At 47.3% G+C, this 21,863-nt stretch carries 21 protein-coding genes; 3 read left to right on the plus strand and 18 right to left on the minus strand.

Annotation, left to right across the window (positions count from 1 at the left end; genetic code table 11):
* Positions 1–18: 18 nt before the first annotated feature.
* Both MRBLPE1_RS19185 and MRBLPE1_RS19190 read right to left on the minus strand, forming a co-directional pair.
* Positions 19–1,764, minus strand: coding sequence for an ABC transporter ATP-binding protein (locus tag MRBLPE1_RS19185; protein ID WP_364148442.1), 1,746 nt, complete (start codon positions 1,762–1,764; stop codon positions 19–21).
* Positions 1,765–2,079: 315 nt separating this feature from the next.
* Positions 2,080–2,622, minus strand: coding sequence for an ADP-heptose synthase (locus MRBLPE1_RS19190; RefSeq protein WP_364148445.1), 543 nt, complete (start codon positions 2,620–2,622; stop codon positions 2,080–2,082).
* A 218-nt stretch (positions 2,623–2,840) separates the two neighbouring features.
* Here MRBLPE1_RS19190 and MRBLPE1_RS19195 point away from each other — a divergent pair, with 218 nt between their 5' ends.
* A complete protein-coding gene (locus MRBLPE1_RS19195) occupies positions 2,841–3,815 on the plus strand; it encodes a YpdA family putative bacillithiol disulfide reductase (protein ID WP_364148448.1) in 975 nt (324 codons plus the stop codon).
* A 43-nt stretch (positions 3,816–3,858) separates the two neighbouring features.
* Here MRBLPE1_RS19195 and MRBLPE1_RS19200 read toward each other — a convergent pair whose 3' ends face one another.
* From MRBLPE1_RS19200 to MRBLPE1_RS19245, 10 genes are all read right to left on the minus strand, one after another.
* Positions 3,859–5,211 carry a DUF4129 domain-containing protein gene (locus MRBLPE1_RS19200; protein WP_364148450.1) on the minus strand — a complete coding sequence of 451 codons (1,353 nt, stop codon included), beginning with the start codon at positions 5,209–5,211 and terminating at the stop codon, positions 3,859–3,861.
* Complete coding sequence (locus MRBLPE1_RS19205; protein WP_364148453.1) at positions 5,208–6,350, minus strand: DUF58 domain-containing protein; 1,143 nt, start codon at positions 6,348–6,350, stop codon at positions 5,208–5,210. The genes MRBLPE1_RS19200 and MRBLPE1_RS19205 overlap by 4 nt, the downstream gene beginning before the upstream one ends.
* Before the next feature lie 11 nt (positions 6,351–6,361).
* The gene (locus tag MRBLPE1_RS19210; protein ID WP_364148454.1) at positions 6,362–7,321 is read right to left on the minus strand and encodes an AAA family ATPase; all 960 of its coding nucleotides are present in this window, start codon (positions 7,319–7,321) and stop codon (positions 6,362–6,364) included.
* Between the two features lie 15 nt (positions 7,322–7,336).
* The gene (locus MRBLPE1_RS19215; protein ID WP_364148457.1) at positions 7,337–8,260 is read right to left on the minus strand and encodes a polysaccharide deacetylase family protein; all 924 of its coding nucleotides are present in this window, start codon (positions 8,258–8,260) and stop codon (positions 7,337–7,339) included.
* Positions 8,257–9,240 (minus strand): phosphotransferase, encoded by a 984-nt coding sequence (locus tag MRBLPE1_RS19220; protein ID WP_364148460.1) that lies wholly within the window; start codon positions 9,238–9,240, stop codon positions 8,257–8,259. Before MRBLPE1_RS19220 ends, MRBLPE1_RS19215 begins: the two co-directional genes overlap by 4 nt.
* Entirely contained in the window at positions 9,237–9,926 is a 690-nt protein-coding gene (locus tag MRBLPE1_RS19225; RefSeq protein ID WP_364148462.1) for an MOSC domain-containing protein, read from the minus strand. Before MRBLPE1_RS19225 ends, MRBLPE1_RS19220 begins: the two co-directional genes overlap by 4 nt.
* 377 nt (positions 9,927–10,303) lie before the next feature.
* Positions 10,304–10,975, minus strand: a complete 672-nt coding sequence (locus tag MRBLPE1_RS19230) for a response regulator (RefSeq protein ID WP_364148465.1) — start codon at positions 10,973–10,975, stop codon at positions 10,304–10,306.
* Positions 10,972–11,583 carry a DUF3298 and DUF4163 domain-containing protein gene (locus tag MRBLPE1_RS19235; RefSeq protein WP_364148468.1) on the minus strand — a complete coding sequence of 204 codons (612 nt, stop codon included), beginning with the start codon at positions 11,581–11,583 and terminating at the stop codon, positions 10,972–10,974. The genes MRBLPE1_RS19230 and MRBLPE1_RS19235 overlap by 4 nt, the downstream gene beginning before the upstream one ends.
* Positions 11,584–11,598: 15 nt before the next feature.
* Complete coding sequence (locus MRBLPE1_RS19240; protein WP_364148471.1) at positions 11,599–12,111, minus strand: GNAT family N-acetyltransferase; 513 nt, start codon at positions 12,109–12,111, stop codon at positions 11,599–11,601.
* Positions 12,108–12,833 (minus strand): phosphonate ABC transporter ATP-binding protein, encoded by a 726-nt coding sequence (locus MRBLPE1_RS19245; protein ID WP_364148473.1) that lies wholly within the window; start codon positions 12,831–12,833, stop codon positions 12,108–12,110. Before MRBLPE1_RS19245 ends, MRBLPE1_RS19240 begins: the two co-directional genes overlap by 4 nt.
* 158 nt (positions 12,834–12,991) lie before the next feature.
* On the opposite strand from MRBLPE1_RS19245, the gene MRBLPE1_RS19250 reads away from it, so the two are divergent.
* On the plus strand, positions 12,992–13,216 hold the full coding sequence (locus MRBLPE1_RS19250; RefSeq protein WP_364148475.1) for a hypothetical protein: 225 nt from the start codon (positions 12,992–12,994) through the stop codon (positions 13,214–13,216).
* Positions 13,217–13,560: 344 nt separating this feature from the next.
* Positions 13,561–14,295, plus strand: a complete 735-nt coding sequence (locus MRBLPE1_RS19255) for an HAD family hydrolase (protein WP_364148476.1) — start codon at positions 13,561–13,563, stop codon at positions 14,293–14,295.
* A gap of 147 nt (positions 14,296–14,442) precedes the next feature.
* Here the strand turns inward: MRBLPE1_RS19255 and MRBLPE1_RS19260 are convergent, their stop codons facing one another.
* From MRBLPE1_RS19260 to MRBLPE1_RS19285, 6 genes are all read right to left on the minus strand, one after another.
* Entirely contained in the window at positions 14,443–16,698 is a 2,256-nt protein-coding gene (locus tag MRBLPE1_RS19260; RefSeq protein ID WP_364148479.1) for a type IA DNA topoisomerase, read from the minus strand.
* Positions 16,699–16,938: 240 nt separating this feature from the next.
* Positions 16,939–18,087 (minus strand): hypothetical protein, encoded by a 1,149-nt coding sequence (locus MRBLPE1_RS19265; protein ID WP_364148481.1) that lies wholly within the window; start codon positions 18,085–18,087, stop codon positions 16,939–16,941.
* 50 nt (positions 18,088–18,137) lie between these two features.
* Positions 18,138–18,458 (minus strand): hypothetical protein, encoded by a 321-nt coding sequence (locus MRBLPE1_RS19270; protein ID WP_364148484.1) that lies wholly within the window; start codon positions 18,456–18,458, stop codon positions 18,138–18,140.
* A gap of 136 nt (positions 18,459–18,594) precedes the next feature.
* Positions 18,595–20,082 (minus strand): glutamate synthase subunit beta, encoded by a 1,488-nt coding sequence (locus MRBLPE1_RS19275; protein ID WP_364148485.1) that lies wholly within the window; start codon positions 20,080–20,082, stop codon positions 18,595–18,597.
* A gap of 248 nt (positions 20,083–20,330) precedes the next feature.
* On the minus strand, positions 20,331–20,819 hold the full coding sequence (locus MRBLPE1_RS19280; protein ID WP_364148488.1) for a dihydrofolate reductase: 489 nt from the start codon (positions 20,817–20,819) through the stop codon (positions 20,331–20,333).
* Between the two features lie 39 nt (positions 20,820–20,858).
* A complete protein-coding gene (locus tag MRBLPE1_RS19285) occupies positions 20,859–21,818 on the minus strand; it encodes a thymidylate synthase (protein ID WP_364148490.1) in 960 nt (319 codons plus the stop codon).
* Between the last annotated feature and the right edge of the window lie 45 nt (positions 21,819–21,863).

A 21,863-nucleotide genomic window follows, 5' to 3' on the forward strand; every position in this document is an offset into this window, starting at 1 on the left:
TATGTTCTCACCTCTTCTCTATTGATGAGCGATTTGCTTCTGTCTATCGAACAATTGACGGAAGAATCCGCTGCCTTCATTTAGTTCCTTATGGGTGCCCTCCTCAGTCAAACGGCCATTCTCAAGAACAATAATGCGATCGGCATGCTGTATGGAGGAAAGCCTCTGCGCAATAATGAACGTTGTCCGCCCTTTCATGACTTCAAGCAGAGCCTCGTGAATTGCCGACTCAGTCGCTGTATCCACGCTTGCGGTTGCTTCATCCAGAACGAGGATCGGTGGATCCATCAAGATTGCCCGCGCCAAAGCAACGCGCTGTCTTTGACCGCCAGACAAGCCGACGCCGCGTTCGCCGATTCGCGTATCGTATCCGTTTGGCATCGACTCAATGAAGGTATGGATTTGTGATTTTCGGGCTGCGTCTTCGATCTGCTCCTGCGTTGCTTCCGGATAACCGTATGCGATATTATCGCGTATGGATGCCGAGAACAGGAAAGTCTCTTGGGGAACGATACCGATGCTTCTGCGCAAACCGTTCAGCTCATACTCCCTCACATCAATCCCGTCGATTTGAACACTTCCATCCGTTACATCATAGAAACGTGAAAGCAATCCGATCAGACTGCTTTTACCTGAGCCTGTAGCACCGAGCACGCCGATTACTTCGCCTTGTTTTACCCGGAAAGAAACCTGATCCAATATTGGTTTTTCCTTTGAAACATCTTGATCGGCAAAATGGAACGTAACGCGGTCAAACACGACGTTTCCGCTCATATTCGCGGTATCGATTCCTTCTTCAGGATTCTCGATATCAACAGGCGTATCCAACACCTCAAATACACGGGGAGCTGCTTTTATGGCCTGCTGAAAAATATTAATTTGCCAGCCGAGCATGTTTAGCGGCCATATAATTCCCCATGTATACCATTGAAAAGCCATAAACGTACCGAGCGACATTTCACCGCGCACGACAAAGATGGCGCCGATCCATATCATCATGACAAAAGTAAGACCTCCGTATAAGCCCATAAGAGGGAAAGCTTTGGCCTCCAGCTTCGCGCGATCCATATTCGTATCAAAATTTTGTTCGTTTCGTTTTGCAAATTTTCTTTGCTCGACCGACTCGGTAGCAAACGATTTCACGACGCGGATACCGGAAATGTTTTCTTGGAGCGTTGTGGTTAAACGTCCCATTTGCTCGCGAATATTGGACCATGCAGGGCCCACGCGATGATTAAAACGGAACAGCACATACAAAATAAAAGGGATTGTAATCAAGCTGATTACCGTGACCTTCCACTGCATGGTCATCATAAAAATGGTCGTGCCAAGAAAGGTGAGCATGCCGGTAAATAAGTTCATCGCCCCGAACCCGACGAAGTTTTTTACAGCTTCAATGTCACCGGTCATTCTCGACATTAATTGCCCTGTCTGCGCCCGGTCGAAATAAGAGAAGGACAAACGCTGCAAATGCTCGTATAGCTCCTTCCGAAGCTTGAACACGACATTTTGGCCGACGAGCTCTTGCGAATAACCTTGCACGAACATCCCGATGCTTTTCAGCGCCTGTATGCCTGCTAACGCAAGCGTCAATCCAATGACTACGGACATATTTCGCTTACTGATTCCCTCGTCAAATATTTGACCTAAAATCCATGGCGCAACCAGATCAAATATCGTTGCCAAAATCATAATCGTAATTGCAATGAATACCCATTTCGCATTAGGTCTTACATAAATCATAAGCCGTAAAAGCGTTTTCATTGGACAACCCCTTTCCATTATGGAAACAAAAAAAGATCTCAAGCCAAAGTTGGCTTGAGATCTCCGTATGACAGCGAACAACGAAAGCTACGAAAGCTCAGTTGGCACCATTGAACGAAGGCAGGCCGGTCGGCATGTTTGATCGGTAATATGGAATAATAAGCTAATCTGCGCGTCAGCAACCTTCATTCCAAACCCATTGTTAAACATCCTAGAGCCCCCCTTTTCATTTTCCATTTGATAATATCTTCCTAACCCACCCAAATCTTAACATCCTGTTCCGGCTTTGCGCAAGAGGTCTTTGGAAAAAAAATTTTAAAATCTGTCCGTCTCATGGGACTGCTCAAAATCGCTCGAGGAGATTCCTTCTTCTACGGCAAATTCAAAATCTTCGATGTCATAAATTTGTACGGGAACCTCTGCTTCTATCAGCTTATCCTGAAATTCAAACTGGTCAGAAAGCAAAGGCACGCTCAGCTTCAAGCTCGTAAGCAGCAGCTCGGTTTCGATAGGATCAAACAATTCACCGTAATGCGCGTTATCTACTGCATGCACCACCGTAAATTGAATCGTTTCATTTAGCAGCAAAGGCGAGCTTTCCCGCCAAGGAACCTGCATCGCCTTTTCAATTTTTTTGCGATTGAGCGAGTCCTCGAAAAAAGCAATCAGCTCATTTATTTTGTTTTTTACATGCCCATCATCGTCTGGATCATCCATAACGGGATCAGCACCGTCTCTCATATCGTACAGCTCTGCGATGGAAGAATAAGGCACGACATAATCAATCGGACGACTTGGTACAAGAAGATGCCCATACGTTGCTACCAGTACTGCTTCTATTACAAAACGCCGCCGCATGTGATCTCCTCCAATTCTTTTATGAAATAAAGCTAGCTTCCAATCTATTAGCTATCTTATTATGAACGTTTCCACACCATTATACAATATTCCAATGCCTGTACAAGAGAGCCAATCATCCAAATTTGCACAAGATGTGCGCTCCGCAGTAAAATGAGCGTTAAGCGTTCTAATAGAAACCTTGATAGCTTCGCTATCTGTTTAGGAGGGTACAATACATGCAAAATGAAGAGGCCATCATTATCGGAGCCGGTCCGTGCGGCTTGGCGGCAGCCATTGAGCTCGAGCGGATCGGACTTCGTCCCCTAGTCATAGAAAAACGGAATATTGTCCATTCCATTTCGCAATATCCGACGTATATGCATTTTTTCAGCTCGCCTGAGCTGCTCGAAATCGGCGATATCCCGTTTACGACGGCCAACGAAAAGCCTTCCCGGTTAGAGGCGTTGAATTATTACCGGACAGCGGCTCAGCGTCACCAAATTCGCGTAAAAGCATATGAGTCGATCACAAGCATAACGCCAGATTCGGATTATTTTATTTTACAAGGCGAGAACCGCTTCGGCGAGAAGCACCGCTACAGAAGCCGATACGTCATTATTGCAACCGGTTATTTTGATCACCCTAACGAGCTCGGCATTCCCGGTGAACAGCTGGATAAAGTCAGTCATTTCTTTCGCGAATCCCATCCCTATGTCGGCATGAAGGTCGCCATTATCGGCGGCAGCAATTCGGCCATTGATGCCGCACTTGAGCTTGAACGGGTTGGCGCGGACGTTACCGTTATTTACCGGGGCGTGGATTATTCCAAAAGCATAAAGCCATGGGTCAAACCCGGGTTTCAAAGCAAAGTAGCTAAAGGATTGATCCGTATGCTGTTCCAATCGACCGTTATCGGTATAGAAAACAATGCGATTACCGTCGAAGGACCGGAAGGTTCGATTCAAATCGAAAATGATTTTGTGCTGGCATTGACCGGCTTTCACCCCGATCGCCACTTCCTTAATGCCAGCGGAGTTACGATCGAGGAGGAAGGATTTCCTACCTTCAATGAGAATACGATGGAGACCAACGTACCTGGTATTTATTTAGCGGGAGTCGTTGCATCGAGACATGAAGCAAATGAAATATTCATAGAATCCGGCCGCTACCATGGGCGTAAAATAGCGGAGCATATTCAGAGTCTAGCTTAAGCTATTTCATATCATGACTAGAATAAAAAGAGGGAATCAGCCATTACCGGGCTTGATTCCCTTTTTTATCGAACTGCTCCTTAAAGGCATCCACCTGCTGATCGTCGGGCAGCTTGTCACCGTATCGGACCTTTTCGTATACGTCAATAAAGTTTTGCAAACTGCTTGGCTTTAATGTTCCGTCCTTCCAGTTCGCCATCTCATCCGCTGTTTCTCGTGGTGTCAAATAGTCTTTGGCGACATAGCCCTGCTCGGCTCCGTTTCGCAGCAATCGTGTGTACAAATACCTTATTTTTTCAGCACCCGTCCGCAGCTCATTCCATTCTTGCGCAAACGTACGTTTCTTAGGGAATAGCTTCTTAAGCTGATTCCCCATCTGCTCACGCCAGTTAGTTAATGACATTAAACTTTCGGTTTCATCCGTGTATCCTGTTTCGGCATGTCGATGATCGGCCCCACGCTCCCGCAGCTTTGCTGCGATAAGCCTCCCCCATTGATACAGCTTCTTAACCAGGAAATACAGGAGAATGCATATTACAGCGATAGCGAGTATGATGCCAATGATTTTTAAAATTTGCTCGATCAGCAGCATCCACTCGGAAGGAGCTTTCGCTTCTCCGGCAGGCAGCTGCGGCTCTGCAGCGTTTGGCATCTCCTCGGCAGGCGGCTGTACTTCCTTGGGCTGGTCAAACCAGCTGATCAACCGTTCCACAATAGAATGAAAGAAGCGCTCAATCGTTTGTTGAATTTGCCGAAACAATGCGATAACGCAAATGATCACTACAATGATGGCCATCATCATCCGATTTTGTCGTTTAAAAGCAAGCGTTGCGGTTGTTTTTCCCGTATCAATGGTCTCGCTGTTCAAATGCCGTTCATTTGCTAAGAAGAAAAATAAAATGACAGCGGTAATCCCGCCAAGGATTAATGCCCCGTTATAATCGATTAGCTTTTTAAAAACCATCAGTTTTAGAGGCTGCATCGCTACATAAAGCAATACACAAAACAGCATCTGGGTATTGGGAAAAGAGATGGTCCAACCCCGCGACAGTGCAGACATCCCTTTTAATGCAAAAAGAGCAGCGATTAAGGCACAAATTGCATTTGCCCATATCGCCCCTGCTCCTAACCCAGCGGCACTTAAGAGCAAGCTGTGTACTATTCCAAGAACAGCGGCCAGCAGCAATCGCGTGCCTAATCGCAAACCCGCCCGATTTGCTATAATGAGCGAGCCTCCCGAGTAACATAACGGCAAGGTGGCAATCCATATCCAGATGGCTGACAAGGGCAGCAGGTATACGGCAGCAATCAGTACAACAGGCAAATAAAATAATAATTCAATGATGCCCTGCCCTAAGCTTTTTAACGAAGCGGTTTGCTTCATCGGACTGTTCACGCACTCACCTCTTCCTTGCTTGCGCTTGCTGAAGCTTGTCCGCCATTGGCTTGATTTGCTAGAGCCTTTTCGGTCAGAGTCCACACCGCTACTGCATTGCCGTTATATCTCAACTGATTGGCCTGCTGCTCCAATTCATCATTCCAATAGGATGTAATCATAAGAATATCTCTTTCGCTGAATCCGCTGCGCGCTTCCCGTTCCAGCAAATGATGGAAAAGCTCCGTTCGTTCGATTTCGAGCTTTGCCATCTCCTCAAATAGGCCGATTAAATGCTCGTGACCGCCTCGCGGCTCAATAAGTACGCTCTCCTTCATGCCTCGAATGGGCATATTCGTGCCGAAGCCAACCTCCATGCCCTGCCGGATAACCGCCTCCGCCGCTCCCGCTGCCCACTCGATCCCCCGTTCAATAAGCGCGAGATCCGTTACGCTGCGCCACATGCCTTCCGCATCGTCCACATTCAAATAAATCATCAGCCTGCGGTCTGCCGTAAAATCATATTGATGGACTTGAAAACTTCCCGTCTTTGCCGTTGCCTTCCAGTTGATCTGCTTGAAAGTGTCTCCTGCTTGATAATCACGTACGCCGGCTATGACAAAGGGATCGTTAATTACCCACCGTCTAACCGATTGGTCGCCTTGCCAGCTATGGTAAGGCAGCTCTTGGATCGGCACCTCTGCCGGCTTTGGGTACACGAGAAGCTCGCCCTGCAGAGCAATTTGCTCTGACGCATTAGACAGTCCGAGCAAATCGCCGCCTGTTAAAGTCACCGTTTGAAGCTTATACCATCCGCGTTTTGCGCAGGTGATGCGGTGGGTGCGCCTAATCTTCGTGTAAGGCGCAAGACTGAAAAAGCTTTTATGATTCTGATAGAGCTGTCCGCTGCTCACCGAAAAATTGTCCTGCTTTTGGAAGTGCAGGTGCGTAGACAGCTGAGACTCTACTCGAAGCCACGGAACCGGCAGCCACTTCGCGTTGGCCATTTCCTCCAATAACTCCACCTGTTCCCCGCTATAGCATGCTTTTGAGGTGAAACGGCGTTCATATTTGATGTGCCGCAGCACAAACCGCTGGAACACTCGGCTTTGTACGGATATGATTGCGACAGCGGCTACGATAAACCAGAATAAGACCATCGCTCAGCCGCCTAACGGACCGATACGCCGGCTTCAGCAGGCACGGCCGTTAGACGAATAATATCATCGATGATCGAATCCGCTTGGTTAGCCGTACGCTGCATGCCGCGAATCGCTAAACGATGCGCTAACACGGGCTTCGCCATCGCTTTAATATCGTCAGGCGTAACGAAGTCACGCCCACGAAGAATGGCATGGACTTGGGAAGCACGCAATAGCGCCTGGCTGCCTCGGGGACTTACACCGACGGATACCTCTTCGCGCTTACGCGTTTGCTCTACGATTTGCAATAAGTATTGCAGAACATCATCCGTTACCTTAACGGCTGCATAGGCTTGCTGTGCCTGCAGGATGACTTCGATGCCCGCCACAGGCTCAAGCTCAGACAAAGGATCATTTGCCATAAAGCGCTTTAAGAGCTGCAAGCCCTCTTCGCTCGAGGGATAACCCATTTTAATTTTAAATAAGAACCGGTCAAGCTGCGCTTCTGGCAAAGGAAAGGTCCCTTGATGCTCCACTGGATTTTGAGTGGCAATAACCATAAAGGGGCGCGCTAGCAGCTTCGTTTCTCCGTCGATGCTGATCTGGCGCTCCTCCATGCATTCGAGCAAGCTGGATTGCGTGCGCGGAGTTGCGCGGTTGATCTCGTCGGCTAGCAATAAATTTGTGAATAAAGGACCCGCGCGGAATTCAAATTCGCTTAGCTTTTGATTATAGAAATGAATGCCGCTCAAATCCGATGGCAGTAAATCCGGCGTGAACTGAATTCGTCTAAAAGTGAGATCAAGCGATTTAGAAAGTGATTTTGCGAGCAATGTCTTGCCTGTTCCTGGAACATCCTCTAGCAGGACATGGCCGGATGTTATAAGTGCAATGAGCAGTAAATCGACAACTTCCTCTTTTCCGACGATAACGCGGCCTATATTCATTTTCACTTGTTCGGCTAATTGCTTGATTGCTTGAAAAGACATAAGTCAGCTCCTTTTTTAAGTTTTAAAGCAGGTACGGTCACGTTGAAGCTTCTGAAGCTCGCGCCAGCGAATCATGCGTATGCCTTCATCCTGTAGGGTCTTCTGAATATCCGGATCACGGAACAGCTCCAGCTCCATCCCCCGTTTGAGCGGCTGTCCGTGAAAAGCTTGAAGCTCATCCGTTACGAGGGAAGGATGGATGATAAGCTCGGTCACGCCAGGATGCAGGCTTTTTAACAGCATCCGCATGTCTGCTTTTAAGGAATGAAAGTCTTCTCCATCCTGTAATTGAAAGGGTAGTCCAACCAAGTAATCCAAGATGACCACTCCCTTTGAATCCGCAAGCTGTGCCAGCTGCTTCGCCTGTTCGGCAAGTTCCGGCGGCGCGATTTGCCCATTTTCCTGGAGCAAATATCGAGGCAGCCGGAAAGGCAGTCCGTAGGAAGCGCATACATCCAAAACAATAGGAAGGAAATGGCGGCCTGTCGCTAACCCATACATGCTTCCCATATGATTATCGGCATGAGAAGGCTTCATCCCCATCGCCAATGCCATTTCGATTTGCGCGATAAGCTCTTCCTTCACTTGATCCGGATCGGCAAGCTGCTCTACGGTTTTGCTTTCCTTCGGAAAATAGTTTTCGCTTGTTACCAGAGAATCGGTTTTCCCTTTGCGGTTGACCGGTCCCCAGCGGTAAAGATCCCATTCACTCGTAAACGTAAAATGTACGCCTACGTCGATTTGCGGATGCCTTGCGCTCCAAAGCGCCGCCTCCCGCGCCCAGCCGCATGGCATCATTAATGTTGCCGAGCTGACCGTTTGGTCAAGCAGGAGCTGCTGAATGCCTGAGTTAACAGAATGGCATAACCCGAAATCGTCAGCATTGATAAGAAGCAGCTTTTCCCCTTCGCCGTATCCCAGCGCTTTTGCTAAACTCATACCATCTCATCCTCCCAATGTTCGTTAATCCATTTGCAGCCAAATAATGATTGATCGATAATTCCGCAAAGTACATCCTCATGATCAAGCTGATCTCTTAAGCGTCCTGCAAAATGCAAAGCAACGTCGAGCAGCCTTAGCTTCATTAACAAGGGTAATTTCTTAAGCTCCCGACCGGTTAGCGGATTCGTATCCTGGTAGCCGTTAAGCAAAATCCTGACTTTCTCATGCAGCGCGACGTCATTGGGCTTAATTAAATCAACAACAATGACCGCAAGCTCCATCGCTCTTACATCCATTGTCGCGAATTCAAAATCAAGCACGCCGATGATCCTATCATCTTGCGACACCGTATTGTTGAAAACCAGATCCCCATGAATCCATTGCATAGGCCATTGCTCGAACTCCGCGCATGCCTCAGCTAACTGCTCACGCTCCGCTTGAAGTGCTTCGAAGCTGGGTTTCCGGGCAGTAAGCTCCGCGGATCGCTCTGCCATAACCAAGAAGATCTTTCCATCCATAGGCGCATAGGTCTCTTCCAGCCGATAGTACGGACTGTATTGCGCCTTGCGAGTTGGCCGGATCGCAGCTAATGCTCGAGACAGCTTCGCTGCCGTTACGCCTAATGCATACACATGCGCCAGGTTAGCCGCGGATGGACGCTCGCCGTCTATATAATGAAACAATGCAGACAGCGTCCCGTCAGTCGCGATGCTTATCGTTTCTCCGCGCTTATTCCTTAATGGAACGGGTATACGAAACGGAAGCTCCTCCTGCTGAAGCTCAGATAGGATTTCTTGTTCAAGCCTAACAATATCGGTGTCCTTGTGGTTATTGTAGATTCGCAGCACATACCTTTTGCCGGCCGAGGAAATGATCCGGGTCGTATTGTTCATTCCGCTTTCCAGGTTTTCGATTAAGCAAGGAGCGGGAAATTCATATTCGTTTAAGTAAGATGTAAAATCTATGGTGTCAATCAACGTGCTGATCCCCCTTGAATCTCAATCGACAGCTTTGTAAGACGGCCGCCAAGTTGTTCCTGCCAGCTCGCAGCCAGCTCTTTCACCTCCAGCAAAGCGCGGATGCCGTCAAGATCTTGTTTATCTTGGTACATAACGCGGTTAGCTTCGGATATGGTTTTGCGGGCAGGATGCCTTTGCGTGATCGTAAACTCTGTTCCCGCTTCGATGCTTCCTTCTTTAATGACCCGGAAATAAAAACCCGTATAACCCGTCTTTTGCACATGAACAGGCAATTCAGGCAAGTTATGCCGTAAACCAAGCTTAAAGCAAGGCTGTCTTGGCTGGCTTACCTGAAGGATGGCTTCGCCCGCTTGGATGATGTCTCCGATACATAAGTCATCCTCTGTCCAATGGGACAAAGTGAAGTTTTCTCCAAACGCTCCATAATCTACGGAACTAGCTAGCTGCTCTCGCCAATAGGGGTATCTCTGTTCAAAGTACACGCACACGGCCTTATCCGGCCCGCCATGATTAACGGTGTCTCCTTGGCCGTCGCCTTGAAGCCCCGTTAAGGCTAAATGATGGGGATTCGATGAAGGCGTTTTGAAAATGCCGGTAATAATCTCCTTAGAGCCGTGAGCGATCGCTGCAGGCTTGCCAATATTAAGTGAAATAAGTCTGGCTTTCCCCGTAGTTTGCGTCATTTTCCTCTTTCCTCCTGAGCGATTTTTCTTATCTGACTATTATAATCTTCCCAGGGAGATGTTGGCAAAGAGATATAACTGCATTAAATATTAATGAGGTTAATTTTCTTCGGAAAACGCTTTCGACATCTTCTCCATTTCCCAAGCTGCTCGCTGTCGAAAACCTCTCTATTATGTAGCATATTGCGTTTCCCCGGGAAATGTTTTTGCAATTGTCCGAATATTTCCTACAATGATCTTTTTTATTTCCCGTACTTTTTCCAGGGTTTTTGACATGAAGATATCCCTCCCCTCCCCCGCTGAGCTGCTGATCAAGCAGAGAAAATAAAAAACCTCCCATCTTTTAAGATGCGAGGCAATTTCTATCCGGTCGTTTTTTAACCAGTAATTTTTAACTGGCGCTGGTCAATCGTTCTCGCAATTTCCTCTTGCAGCTCCAAAATATCAAAGGGCTTCGTGAAGCAATTGCTAATGCCAAGCTCAATGGCTTCATTCATCTTTTCAGGCGAGGCATACGCAGTGAGCAGAACGACCGGTACATCAACCGAGATTGACCTGATCTCCCGTAATATTTCAATGCCATCCATATCCGGCATTTTTAAATCAAGCAAGATGCAATCCAAATCGCGGCTCTTGCATACTTCTAATGCGTCAAAGCCGTTATCCGCCTCGAACACTGCCATTCCCCGTGCAATAAAAACTTCGGATAACATCTTCCGAATAGCATATTGGTCATCCACGACCAACAGGTTGCGTTTCATGTCTCCCTCTGATTGCAGCTCATTTTCACGAGAACCATTCAATTCTGCGTCCACTCGGGCCGGGATAGCATGAATAGACCGTGAACTAAACGTAACAGAAGACGGAAGAGCCGGGATTTTCTTCATTCGGCTTTGTTTCTTATCTATATGACGCTGTTGATAGAAGACAAACGAGACGGCGGCAATCAATGCAGCTGCGAAAAGTATAAAAAAGTAAGTCAAATCGTCGTCTCCTTGATAGCTTGCGGCTGTTACGCGGCTTAGCAAAATAGGCTTATTTTGTTTCAATCATTAACAAGCATCGCTCCGAGAGGACCGTCCTCATTAATGATATCCTGAAGCTCATAGACCGATATCGGAAAGTATAGAAAACCAAAGACATAGGCCGCCAGCTCATAAAGCTGAAAGTAAATAACGAGCGAACGATCCGCCACATAATAGTCTTGATCTGGACGGATAGCTTTAAAAGGCTCCAGCGTATCGATATTTCTCGCCTTGATTTGAGCGTCTACAATCGCGCTAATGCGTTCTACATAGTCCGCTCCCGGTTTAAAGAGCTGAGCGAGCGTATACGTTTGGCCGGTCGACTGTTTAAAGGTAAGCGATTCCTGCAGGGTCAACCCGTGAGCGCCGCCCGTAAAAGCGTAATTAAACAATGACAGGCTGAGGTAGTCTTTCTGGTTATTCTTTTGTTCAAAATAACCCAGCATCTGTGCCCTTGGATCATCCAGGGAACCCTGATTATGAACCAATTGCTGAACTGCATGATGAATCGCGTCATTTATTTTTTTATCTGCGGCTTCACTTTTCCCTCCGCTTATGTATGGCAAGGACAGCTCTGCCTTAGGAAAATCGGTCTTGGCAGTTTGTACAACAACCGGTGATTGAAATGGCATGTTGAAGACACCTTCCTATTCGGTAAGATGCTCCATTGTATGCAGCGAACGGCTCATCTCATACCAAGTTATTCCTCCGTGCTTCGAGGCCGAAATGCCTCGAAGCACGAATTGTTCGGCTTCATAGAACGGAATGAGATGCTCCTCGCACATTAAGATAACGTTTTCGATGCCGGAAGCTTTGCATTGTTGCACCAGCTTTCGCAGCAGCAAGGATCCGATACCCTTCCCGCGGTGCTGCCCGTCCACCGCAACCGTGAGGATACAAAAGTTTACGCCGTTAAAAAAATCGGTTTGATTCCCCTTCATTTCGTCCCCGCATTCGGATTGGGATGTTCGAATGCCGTTTATGATGCCCACTAGCTGATTATCTCCCCAGGCTGACCAGAAAAAGGGGCGATAATGGGCGTATCTAAATTGAAAGCCAGCCAAGGTTGCTGCCGCTTCAGGCGGATAACAGCGCAGCTCGAGCGCGATGGCGTCCTCCAGCTCGTGTTCGGATATGGTGCGCAGCTCGATCTCGTTCACAGCAGAGCCTTCTCGCGTTCCGTGAGTCTTCTGCCGCTGACGTCAAGCACGAGCTTGCCGTTCTTCAAACCGAGTATGCGGTCCGCGAATCGCTCCGCCCAATCTCCTTGGTGCATGACGGCAATAACGATTACGCCCTGCTCTTTGCACAGCGCTTTCAAATCGTTCAAAACAAGATCTGCCGTATGCGGATCGAGGCCGGACACAGGCTCGTCCGCCGCGATGACCTTCGCGCCATGCACAAGAGCTCTTGCGATTGCCATACGCTGCCGCTCGCCGCCGCTTAAGGTACTGGCTTTCTGGTGGGCTTTCTCGAGCAGTCCCCTCTTCTCGATCAAGTCCATTGCGCCCATATAATCATCGCTTCTCACCATGCCTGTCCATCTGCGCCATGCCGGTGTTTGCGAGACTGAACCGATTATCACATTTTTGAGACCCGTCTTATTCGGAAACAGAAAAGGCTTCTCTTCCACATAAGCGACTTCTTTCTTCACTTTAAGCTTACCGGATATCCCCTGCTTGAAAACATCCAGGCCATTAAATTGATAGGAGCCCTCGCTCCACTTTTCCTGCAAAGCAAGACAACGGAGAAGGGTTGACTTCCCGCTTCCGCTATCTCCTTTAATGGCAATAAAATCTCCTGGATAAGCCTCGAAACTAATATCATCGAGCACCTTCGGCCCGCCGGGAATTTTTTTTGAAAGATTCTTTATTCTGATCATTTTCCGCGCTCCTTCTGTTTGCAGCAACTGCTTCTATGAATCTAGTTTACGTTAAACAAAAAACAGTTTCCATACGAACAAATGTTTGGTATAATAAAAACAAGAACAAACGTTCTATTGATCATCGAATTCAACATTTTGAAGGAGGCCTGATCACCATGAAAAACATCTGCGAAAATTTCCGTTATGTAGAGAATGAACGTCCCGGACGCGACTTAACCTTTAAGTTCTATGCCGATGGACGGCTTATTATCATTGATAATGTTGCAGAGGAGGTGATCACTCCCAATGATTTGAAGGGCGCATGCAAGGACTTTTACGTCCGCAGGCGCATTGCTTTTATTAAAAATCAATTACGGGCTTCACAGCTTAAATATGCTTAAACTATATTTAAGGAGAGCTAAGAACTTTTACGCTCTCCTTTCCGTATAGCGGCCCCTTGTTCTAAGGAAGCTGTTTGTTAATACCATTCAAGCTCGACGGACGCCTGGCGAACTTGTCTGTTTTTAACTTTCCTGACTGTCCGCGCAAGCCCGCTTGATTTTGACGATTGACGTTTTTATTCATGTTGTTAATGACCAACTCAATCACCTCCAATAGCTATCATGCCTTTTTTCTGGATAAATTATGTAAAAGTTATCCTAGCCTTCTCCCATACATTGACTCCTCCCTCCACTTGCGGTAGATTGATCATACAGTTTCAAGTACCGCAAAGGAGATCGTATCTATGAAGCAGCAAATTATGTTTGACCTCGACGATACCTTAATTCACTGTAACAAATATTTTTATTTGGTGATTGACCAGTTTATTGACGCGATGACTACTTGGTTCGGCAGCTCACCGCAAGTGTCTGTCCAAGCCATCCGAGACAAGCAAATGGAGATCGATATTGCGGGTGTTGCTGTATTTGGCTTTAAGAGCGAGCATTTCCCGCAATCCTTTGTCGACACCTACATTCACTTCTCTCATCTAACTGGGCGCAAGCGTTCAACCAATGAGGAAAACTTTTTATGGAAGCTTGGTCTCAGCGTTTATGAGCATGATACCGAGCCCTATCCCAACATGGAACAAACGCTTTTCTCACTCGCTGAAGCCGGACACGAGCTTCATCTGTATACGGGTGGCGAGATGCCAATACAGCGCAGAAAGATCGAGAAAATGAATTTGGAGCGTTATTTTGAGTCGCGGATTTATATCCGCCGGTTAAAGAATAGTGACGCGTTAGAGAATATTCTCTCCACAGGCGTATTTAACCGCAGCAGCACCTGGATGATCGGCAACTCCATACGAACGGATGTCGTTCCTGCTTTAACGGCCGGTATCCATGCCATTCATATGCGTGCGGTATCCGAATGGGAGTATAACGTTATTCAAATTGAAGTAGAGCCTAAGGGCGCTTTTTTAACCCTTGATCATTTGAAGGACGTTCCTGACGCGATCCATGGTTACGTGAACCGTTAAACTAAACGCCGATAAACGTAAACGGCTGTCGGCATGGTATGCGCCGAACGCTCGTTTCACTGCGAAATATAACAATAACAAATAGACCCGAATTCATCTCATCAACACGAGATAAATTCGGGTCTTTACTGTAATCCGGCTTATTCATTATTGCTCGATTGCCAGTTCGCCTGTATCTATATTTCTGATTACGATTCTGCCCTCACTAGGCGTGCCGTCTGCCAATTCGAGCTTCAGCTTCGTAGTCTTTCCCTTCTCCACTAAAGCCTTGACCTGTGAATCCGTTAAGCTCCGTCCATAGCTTTCCTTCCAGATCACGAATTTACAGCCTTCCTTGTAATGCGAGCAGCCATAGCCCTTGCGTCCCATAAAAATCGAACCGCCGCAGCCCGGCCGCGGACAGGAGGCGATCATCGTTATGCTTCCTGGAGCTGCTGCAGTCGCTGCAGCGCTTTTTTTTGTTGTTCCCGGTGCCTTTGGTTTTGCAGAACGAGTCCGTGCAGCTGCAGCCTTACCAGGAGATCCTTTGCTTGCAGCCGATGGTTCGCTTTCAAATGATGTTTTTGCTGCACGGGATTGAATCCGAACCTTGTCTACGATCATGGTCGCGAATTTCTTTACATTTTCCATAAATTGACCGTCTGACGCCGTCCCTCTCGATATTTCATTCAAACGACGCTCCCAAAGACCCGTCATTTCCGGCGAGGTAAGTAAATCGATGCCAGCCCCGCGAATAAGCTCAATGGCTGTTCTGCCTTTTTGCGTGACCTGGATCTTCTTGCCCTGCATTTCCACATAACCGACGTTTTTCAGCCGTTCAATCGTTGCTGCGCGCGTGGCAGGCGTACCTAAGCCCGAATCTTTCATCGCATCGCGCACGTCCTCGTCTTCGATCTGCTTGCCAGCGCTCTCCATCGCCTTCAGCAGCGTTCCTTCCGTGTAATGCTTAGGAGGCTGCGTATCCTTTTCTTTCACAATGGCATCCGAGCATAGAATACTTTCTTCCGCCTGAATCGAGAAGGGCTCGTTAACTTCGATTTCTTCCTCTTCAGAATCCTCTTTATCCTTGCTTTTTACAGTGGATTTTGCCTTCTCTTTCTTCTGATCGGCATAAATAACCTTCCAGCCTAAGCTTAAAAGCTCCTTAACCGTTGTTTTGAATTGTTCGTTTTCTACCTCGGTCAAAACGGTATGCACTTTGTATTCGGCTGGAGGATAAAACTGGGACAGAAATCGCCGAACGATTAAATCATACAGCTTCTGCTCATCGGGACTTAAACCGTTTGCCTTGCGGTTTGTCGGCAAAATCGCATGATGGTCCTCGACCTTTGTCGGATTGCAAATAAATTTATTTCCCTTATGCACAAGGTTTCGGTTTGCCCCTTTTACAAGCTCATCGTATACCGTGCCTTGAAGGGCGTTTAACGTTTTGTGCATCTCCGGAATGTTCTGTTCCGTGACATAGTTCGAATTCGTTCTCGGATAGGAAATCACCTTATGTTTCTCATATAGCGCTTGCGCCGTATCCAAAGTCTTTTTCGCCGAAAAAGCATACTTGCCGTTTGCTTCCCGCTGCAACAGCGTTAGATCATAAAGCTTGAAGGGATACTCCTTCGTCTCTTTCACCTCGTAGGAAGCAATCCGTCCCTGTTTCCCCTTGACCTTGGCCGCGATCGCTTCAACCTTTGCTTGATCGGTTGCTCGCTCGCCCTGCCACATGCCTTTGTAGGACATCTCCATTTGGGTGAAATGACCTTCCAGCTCAAAAAACTTCAAGGAAGAGAACGCCTCAATCTGCTTCTGGCGGTCGTAAATAAGCGCCAAGACAGGCGTCTGCACGCGGCCAACGGAGAGCAGCACATTATGCTTGGTCGTAAATGCCCGGGATCCATTCATGCCAATCAGCCAATCCGCTTCGCTTCTTGCCGTGGCGGCCCTGGTTAAATTCTCGTATTCCGCTCCCTCTTTCAATTCCTCGAATCCTTTGCGGATCGTCTCTGGCGTTAAATCCGATATCCACAGCCGCTTAACCGGCTGGCTAAGCTTTAAATGACGCTGGATCAATGAAAAAATATACTGTCCCTCACGCCCCGCATCGCAGGAGTTTACAAGCAGATTGCTCCGTTTTGCAAGATCGCCAATTACTTTAAGCTGATCGATTGTTTTTTTGTTTGGCACAAGCTTGAACTGCGCCGGAATAATGGGAAGATCATTAATATTCCATTTCTTGTAACGGTCATCGTAAGCATCGGGCTCCGCCAGTCCAATTAAATGACCGATTGCCCATGTAATGATATAGTGTTCGCCTTCTATGTAGGAACGGTGATTTTTTGCTTTTGGATCGATTGCGGCAGCAATGTTTCGCCCCATATCGGGTTTTTCCGCAATGATTAATGTCTTCAAAAGATATTCGCTCCTTCGTTAAGCATTTCGCAAGCCGGGCCGTTTGGCCAAGCCGCATTCGGCTTCAGCCAGCCCTGCACTGGATTTCCTCTTAAACATTTTACAGACTTCCCGGTCAAAATGGAATCCTTTTCGCCTTTTCCGAGAATGGAAATCGCTGAAAAAAAATAAAACCCAACGGGACGTTTATCCCAATTGGGTTCTTTTATATGGCTATTTATGAAAGATTGCCGCTCGCAATTATTGGACTGGCGGGTTCTCCAAATACTTCATGATCGATGCGAAAATCGACCGAACGCCGTCTGACCATTTCGGATCCTCCGCGTATTTTCGATTGATCCATTTAAAAGGGTCTGTCTCGGCCGGCCGGTCTTTGCTCAAGTTAGAAACGGTTCTTGCCGCGATTTCAGCGGATTCTTTGATATCGGTATTAAACTCCTGCCAGCTATGAAACACGTTAAAAGGATTATTTGCGATTTGTTTATGCTGCTTATTCGTTTTAGGCACAAAGCCCTGCTCTTGTCCCGTGATAGCAAATAAAATAACAGGATGGATATCGAAAGCATGTGCGGCAGAGACGATCGCGTCGAAATAAGGCGGTTCGGCCAAAACAGAGGATTTGGATTCCAAAAATTGCTTTAAACGTTTCTTATCAATGTCATTGTAGCGAAGTTCGGATGGAAGCCCGCTTAACGATACGATTGGCGGCTCAGCGGGCATCAGCGCGGCTGGCGGCTGAAGCTTATAGGGCGATGGCTTGCTTAAGGACCATCCATACAATAAGCTTGCCGCGATGAGGAACAAACAAAGCATGCTGTAAATATAAGATCGCAAGCTTGTTTTCTCTGAAAACAGATTTCGCCACTTTTGCTGAGGGAGTTCAATGATCTCTGCTTGTACCGCAGCTGGTGCAGTGCTGCCAAGCGCGACGCCCTCGGCAATCAATTTTCCTTTTAGAAGCCCCAGAATGCCGTTCTCAGCAATTTTCGTTACGGAATCCGATTGTCCCAAGGTCTCGGACAGCTCGTCCATTATACGCTTCATGAGGGGCTTCTGACAGCTTATATGAAGCAAATTTTCCAACCAGTCATGAATCGGTTCAAATATCGACGAATCCGTTCGGTCGAGAGCTAAACAAGCTTGGAATATATCATCGGCTCTTACGGGGCCTTGTCTTTCCAATACAACGGTCCTAATCAACATTTCCGTGACGGTACGTTTGATGCTGCCCTCGAAATTCGGCAATTGCTTATGTATGATTCGTTTGACCGCGTCCGCTACGATTTCTGCGCGCTTTTCTTGCGGCATCGCTGCGTATTTATGCTGAACGTAGCTTTTGATGTTCCGAACGTCCGTCGGAGACAGGACATAGGCTTCTTCGGCTGGCATGACGATTCGCTCCTTTGCGTCATCTCAAACCGATTTTACCACATCTTTCCTTAAAACGGTGAACCTAGTTTTCGAATCGCTTCTTGTACGGCCGGCTGCAAAATAAATGCAGTGATTTGCTCTTTTTCACTTACCGTGAATTGGTATTCGCAATCGCAGCCTTCGTCATGCGGAACGATTTGCGCAATCGTTCCGTCGATCGTGCAAATGACAAGTGCCGAAAAATCAATCAGATCTTCCGGGACTTCAGTCTCTGGTTCAAGCTCAAAACGCAGCGCAATATCGACCCACTGCTCATCCCTTTGTTCAATAATAGGCTGGAAGGAGCGGAACTTAAGCTCTGTTATTCGATCTAATCCATATTTAATCATGGGACAATCCCTCCGTTCAGAAATTATTTCAAGGCATTCGTCATGCGTAAACATTTAAATTCTTATACATCAAGAAAAGCGCCCGAAGGCGCTTCTCTTCACTCTTATTAAGCTTTTCTGATTGACTACCGGCTCTTTATGGAAGCATCGAAGAACCCATCAAATATTTGTCTACCTCTCGAGCTGCTTCGCGGCCCTCGTTGATTGCCCAGACAACCAAGCTTTGTCCGCGGCGCATATCGCCTGCGGCAAATACTTTGTCGACATTTGTCGTATATTTGCCGTATCTTGCTTTTACGTTTGTACGTTTGTCTTGTGCAAGGCCAAGCTGTTCGATCAGCGTTGTCTCAGGACCTTCGAAGCCTACTGCGATAAATACGAGATCCGCAGGCCATACTTTTTCGGTTCCAGGAATTTCGCTATATATTTTACGGCCAGTTTCATCAACCGTGCGCTCAATTTGAACGGTATGAAGCTCTTTCAGGTTTCCGTTTCCGTCGCCGACAAATTTCTTCGTCAATACGGAGAATGCGCGCGGGTCTTCGCCAAATAGTGCTTTCGCTTCTTCTTGAGCATAATCAAGCGTGTAAACATTCGGGAATTGCGGCCAAGGATTGTTCACACTGTCACGCTCCAGCGGAGCTTTGGCATGCGTACCGAATTGCGTAACCGACTTGCAGCCGTGACGCAAAGCAGTCGCAACGCAGTCAGTACCCGTATCGCCGCCGCCAATAACGATTACATCCTTGTCTTTAGCGGAAATATAGTTGCCATCTTCAAGATTGGAATCAAGGTAGCTCTTGATCGTGCCATTAAGATAATCCATCGCCATGTGAACGCCGTTCAAATCACGGCCTTCCATTTGCACGTCGCGCGCTCTTGTAGAACCGCCGCAAAGCACAACGGCGTCAAAGTTCTCGACAAGCTCGTTAGCTGTAATATCTTTGCCGATTTCCGTATTGGTTACAAACTCAACGCCTTCTGCAGCCATCAAATCGACGCGGCGCTGAACCACATGCTTCTCCAGCTTCATTGTAGGGATGCCGTATGTGAGCAAGCCGCCGATGCGGTCTGCGCGTTCATAAACGGTTACGGTATGGCCTGCTTTGTTAAGCTGAGCAGCCGTTGCCATACCCGCAGGTCCGGAACCTACGACAGCAATACGTTTGCCTGTGCGTACTTTAGGCGGCTGAGGAACAACCCAGCCTTCGTCAAAACCGCGATCAATGATCGCTTGTTCGATGGTTTTAATCGTAACCGCATCGCCAATCAATCCAACCGTACAAGATCCCTCACATGGAGCCGGACAAACGCGGCCTGTGAATTCCGGGAAGTTATTCGTTTTATGCAGACGGTCAAGCGCTTCGCGCCATAACCCGCGATAAATCAAGTTATTCCATTCCGGAATCAAATTGTTCACCGGACAACCTGAAACAGAGCCTGCCAGCTCCATGCCTGTATGGCAATATGGCGTACCACAGTCCATGCAGCGAGCTCCCTGCGTCTTTAGCTGTTCATCCGAAAAATGCTTATGAAACTCTTGCCAATCCTTGATACGCTCCAGCGGGTCGCGATCGGCCGGCAGTTCGCGTTGATATTCCATAAAACCAGTAGGTGTAGACATGATCGCATTTCCTCCATCCATATTTCCCGTTAACCTATGTTTCGATTCTCTTTCAAACTATATCGGGAATCCATCAAATATTCAATAACAAACTTTCTCAAAAACGAATATTTTGTCAAAAGCACTCGTTTACTATTTTACAACATCCTAGCATTCATGTGCTAAAATCGTTAATGGATTATCCGTACAATCATTTGCACTTTATGACATATCGTTCGTCAAACGTTCGCTTTTAGCTTCTGTAACAGCTAGGATTGGCGAATGAATGTCTGAAACGTAAAGGAATACTTATTCTTTTCATCGCTGTCGCGCGATTCGCTTTCCATAAGATTCCATTCCGATTCAGAGAACGCTGGAAAGAACGCGTCTCCGCCCTCTATTTCGACATCAACTTCCGTCAGCAGTATCTTATCCGCGTATGGAAGAAACTGTGCGTAAATATCAGCTCCGCCTATGACAACCAGCTCATCGTCATTCATTCGTTCAAGAGCTTCCTCAATCGAATGAATGACTTCGCAGCCTTCGGGATGAAAATCGTTTTGACGCGTCAAAACGACATTGCGGCGGTCTTTCAGCGGCTTCGGCAGCGATTCAAATGTCTTTCGCCCCATCAACACGGTTTTCCCTAATGTTGATTTCGTGAAAAATGCCATTTCCGCCGGCAAACGCCAAGGAAGCTTGTTGCCAATGCCAATCGTACGGTTTCGATCCATTGCAGCAATCAATGTAACAGACATGCACATCTGCACCTTTCTATCTTTAGGCTTTGCTTTATTTTAAACGGCAACTGGCGCTTTTATGGCTGGATGCGGTTCGTAGCCCTCAATACTCAAATCCTCCACCGCAAAATCAAAGATCGACGTTTTATCGGCGTTGAGCTTGAGCTTAGGCAGTGCCTTCTGCTCACGGTTTAGCTGTATTTCGATCTGCTCCAAATGATTGGTATAGATATGAGCGTCTCCAAGCGTATGGATAAAATCCCCTGCTTGTAGTCCGCATTCATGAGCAATCATGTGTGTAAGCAGCGCATAGCTCGCAATATTAAAAGGTATGCCGAGAAAAATGTCCGCACTGCGCTGATAGAGCTGGCAGGAAAGCTTTCCGTCCGTCACGTAAAACTGAAACATCGTATGGCATGGAGGCAGCGCCATATTGCGCGGTACATCCTCCGGATTCCATGCAGATACGATCAGCCTTCTTGAATCCGGGTTATTCTTTATCGTCTGAATGACATCCTTCAACTGGTCAATCGTTTCGCCTTGAGAGGTTTTCCACTCCCGCCACTGCTTGCCGTAAACATTGCCGAGCTCCCCGAATTGTTCGGCAAAAGAGTCATCCGTCAATACACGCTGTTTGAAAAGTTCCATTTGCTGATCGTACTCGGCTGCAAATTCGGCATCGGATTGTGCCCGCAAACCAAAGTTCGTCATGTCTGGGCCCGCGTAGGCATCGCTTTCGATCCATTTCTTAAACGCCCATTCATTCCAAATATTATTATTGTGTTGAAGCAGATAACGAATATTCGTATCGCCTTGTATAAACCAGATAAGCTCACTGGCAATTAGCCGGAAAGGAACCCGTTTTGTCGTAAGCAAAGGAAATCCTTCGCTGAGATCAAACCGCATTTGATAACCGAAGGTAGAGACCGTCCCGGTTCCCGTACGGTCTTCCTTTTTTGTTCCATGCTCTAAAACATATTTTAACAATTGCAAATAAGTTTGCTCGCTTTTACTCATCTGGATTCAGCACCCCTATCATGTAACAAAAATCGTAAAAATAAC

The sequence above is a fragment of the Paenibacillus sp. LPE1-1-1.1 genome (assembly GCF_040676435.1).
In the GTDB taxonomy this organism is placed as follows: Bacteria; Bacillota; Bacilli; order Paenibacillales; family Paenibacillaceae; genus Pristimantibacillus.

Excerpts from the sequence above, each read along its gene's own strand:
- MRBLPE1_RS19185 (WP_364148442.1), bottom strand. The coding sequence starts at position 1,764 with ATGAAAACGCTTTTACGGCTTATGATTTATGTAAGACCTAATGCGAAA.
- MRBLPE1_RS19190 (WP_364148445.1), bottom strand. The coding sequence starts at position 2,622 with ATGCGGCGGCGTTTTGTAATAGAAGCAGTACTGGTAGCAACGTATGGG.
- MRBLPE1_RS19195 (WP_364148448.1), top strand. The coding sequence starts at position 2,841 with ATGCAAAATGAAGAGGCCATCATTATCGGAGCCGGTCCGTGCGGCTTG.
- MRBLPE1_RS19205 (WP_364148453.1), bottom strand. The coding sequence starts at position 6,350 with ATGGTCTTATTCTGGTTTATCGTAGCCGCTGTCGCAATCATATCCGTA.
- MRBLPE1_RS19210 (WP_364148454.1), bottom strand. The coding sequence starts at position 7,321 with ATGTCTTTTCAAGCAATCAAGCAATTAGCCGAACAAGTGAAAATGAAT.
- MRBLPE1_RS19215 (WP_364148457.1), bottom strand. The coding sequence starts at position 8,260 with ATGAGTTTAGCAAAAGCGCTGGGATACGGCGAAGGGGAAAAGCTGCTT.
- MRBLPE1_RS19225 (WP_364148462.1), bottom strand. The coding sequence starts at position 9,926 with ATGACGCAAACTACGGGGAAAGCCAGACTTATTTCACTTAATATTGGC.
- MRBLPE1_RS19235 (WP_364148468.1), bottom strand. The coding sequence starts at position 11,583 with ATGCCATTTCAATCACCGGTTGTTGTACAAACTGCCAAGACCGATTTT.
- MRBLPE1_RS19245 (WP_364148473.1), bottom strand. The coding sequence starts at position 12,833 with ATGATCAGAATAAAGAATCTTTCAAAAAAAATTCCCGGCGGGCCGAAG.
- MRBLPE1_RS19250 (WP_364148475.1), top strand. The coding sequence starts at position 12,992 with ATGAAAAACATCTGCGAAAATTTCCGTTATGTAGAGAATGAACGTCCC.
- MRBLPE1_RS19255 (WP_364148476.1), top strand. The coding sequence starts at position 13,561 with ATGAAGCAGCAAATTATGTTTGACCTCGACGATACCTTAATTCACTGT.
- MRBLPE1_RS19265 (WP_364148481.1), bottom strand. The coding sequence starts at position 18,087 with ATGCCAGCCGAAGAAGCCTATGTCCTGTCTCCGACGGACGTTCGGAAC.
- MRBLPE1_RS19270 (WP_364148484.1), bottom strand. The coding sequence starts at position 18,458 with ATGATTAAATATGGATTAGATCGAATAACAGAGCTTAAGTTCCGCTCC.
- MRBLPE1_RS19275 (WP_364148485.1), bottom strand. The coding sequence starts at position 20,082 with ATGTCTACACCTACTGGTTTTATGGAATATCAACGCGAACTGCCGGCC.
- MRBLPE1_RS19280 (WP_364148488.1), bottom strand. The coding sequence starts at position 20,819 with ATGTCTGTTACATTGATTGCTGCAATGGATCGAAACCGTACGATTGGC.
- MRBLPE1_RS19285 (WP_364148490.1), bottom strand. The coding sequence starts at position 21,818 with ATGAGTAAAAGCGAGCAAACTTATTTGCAATTGTTAAAATATGTTTTA.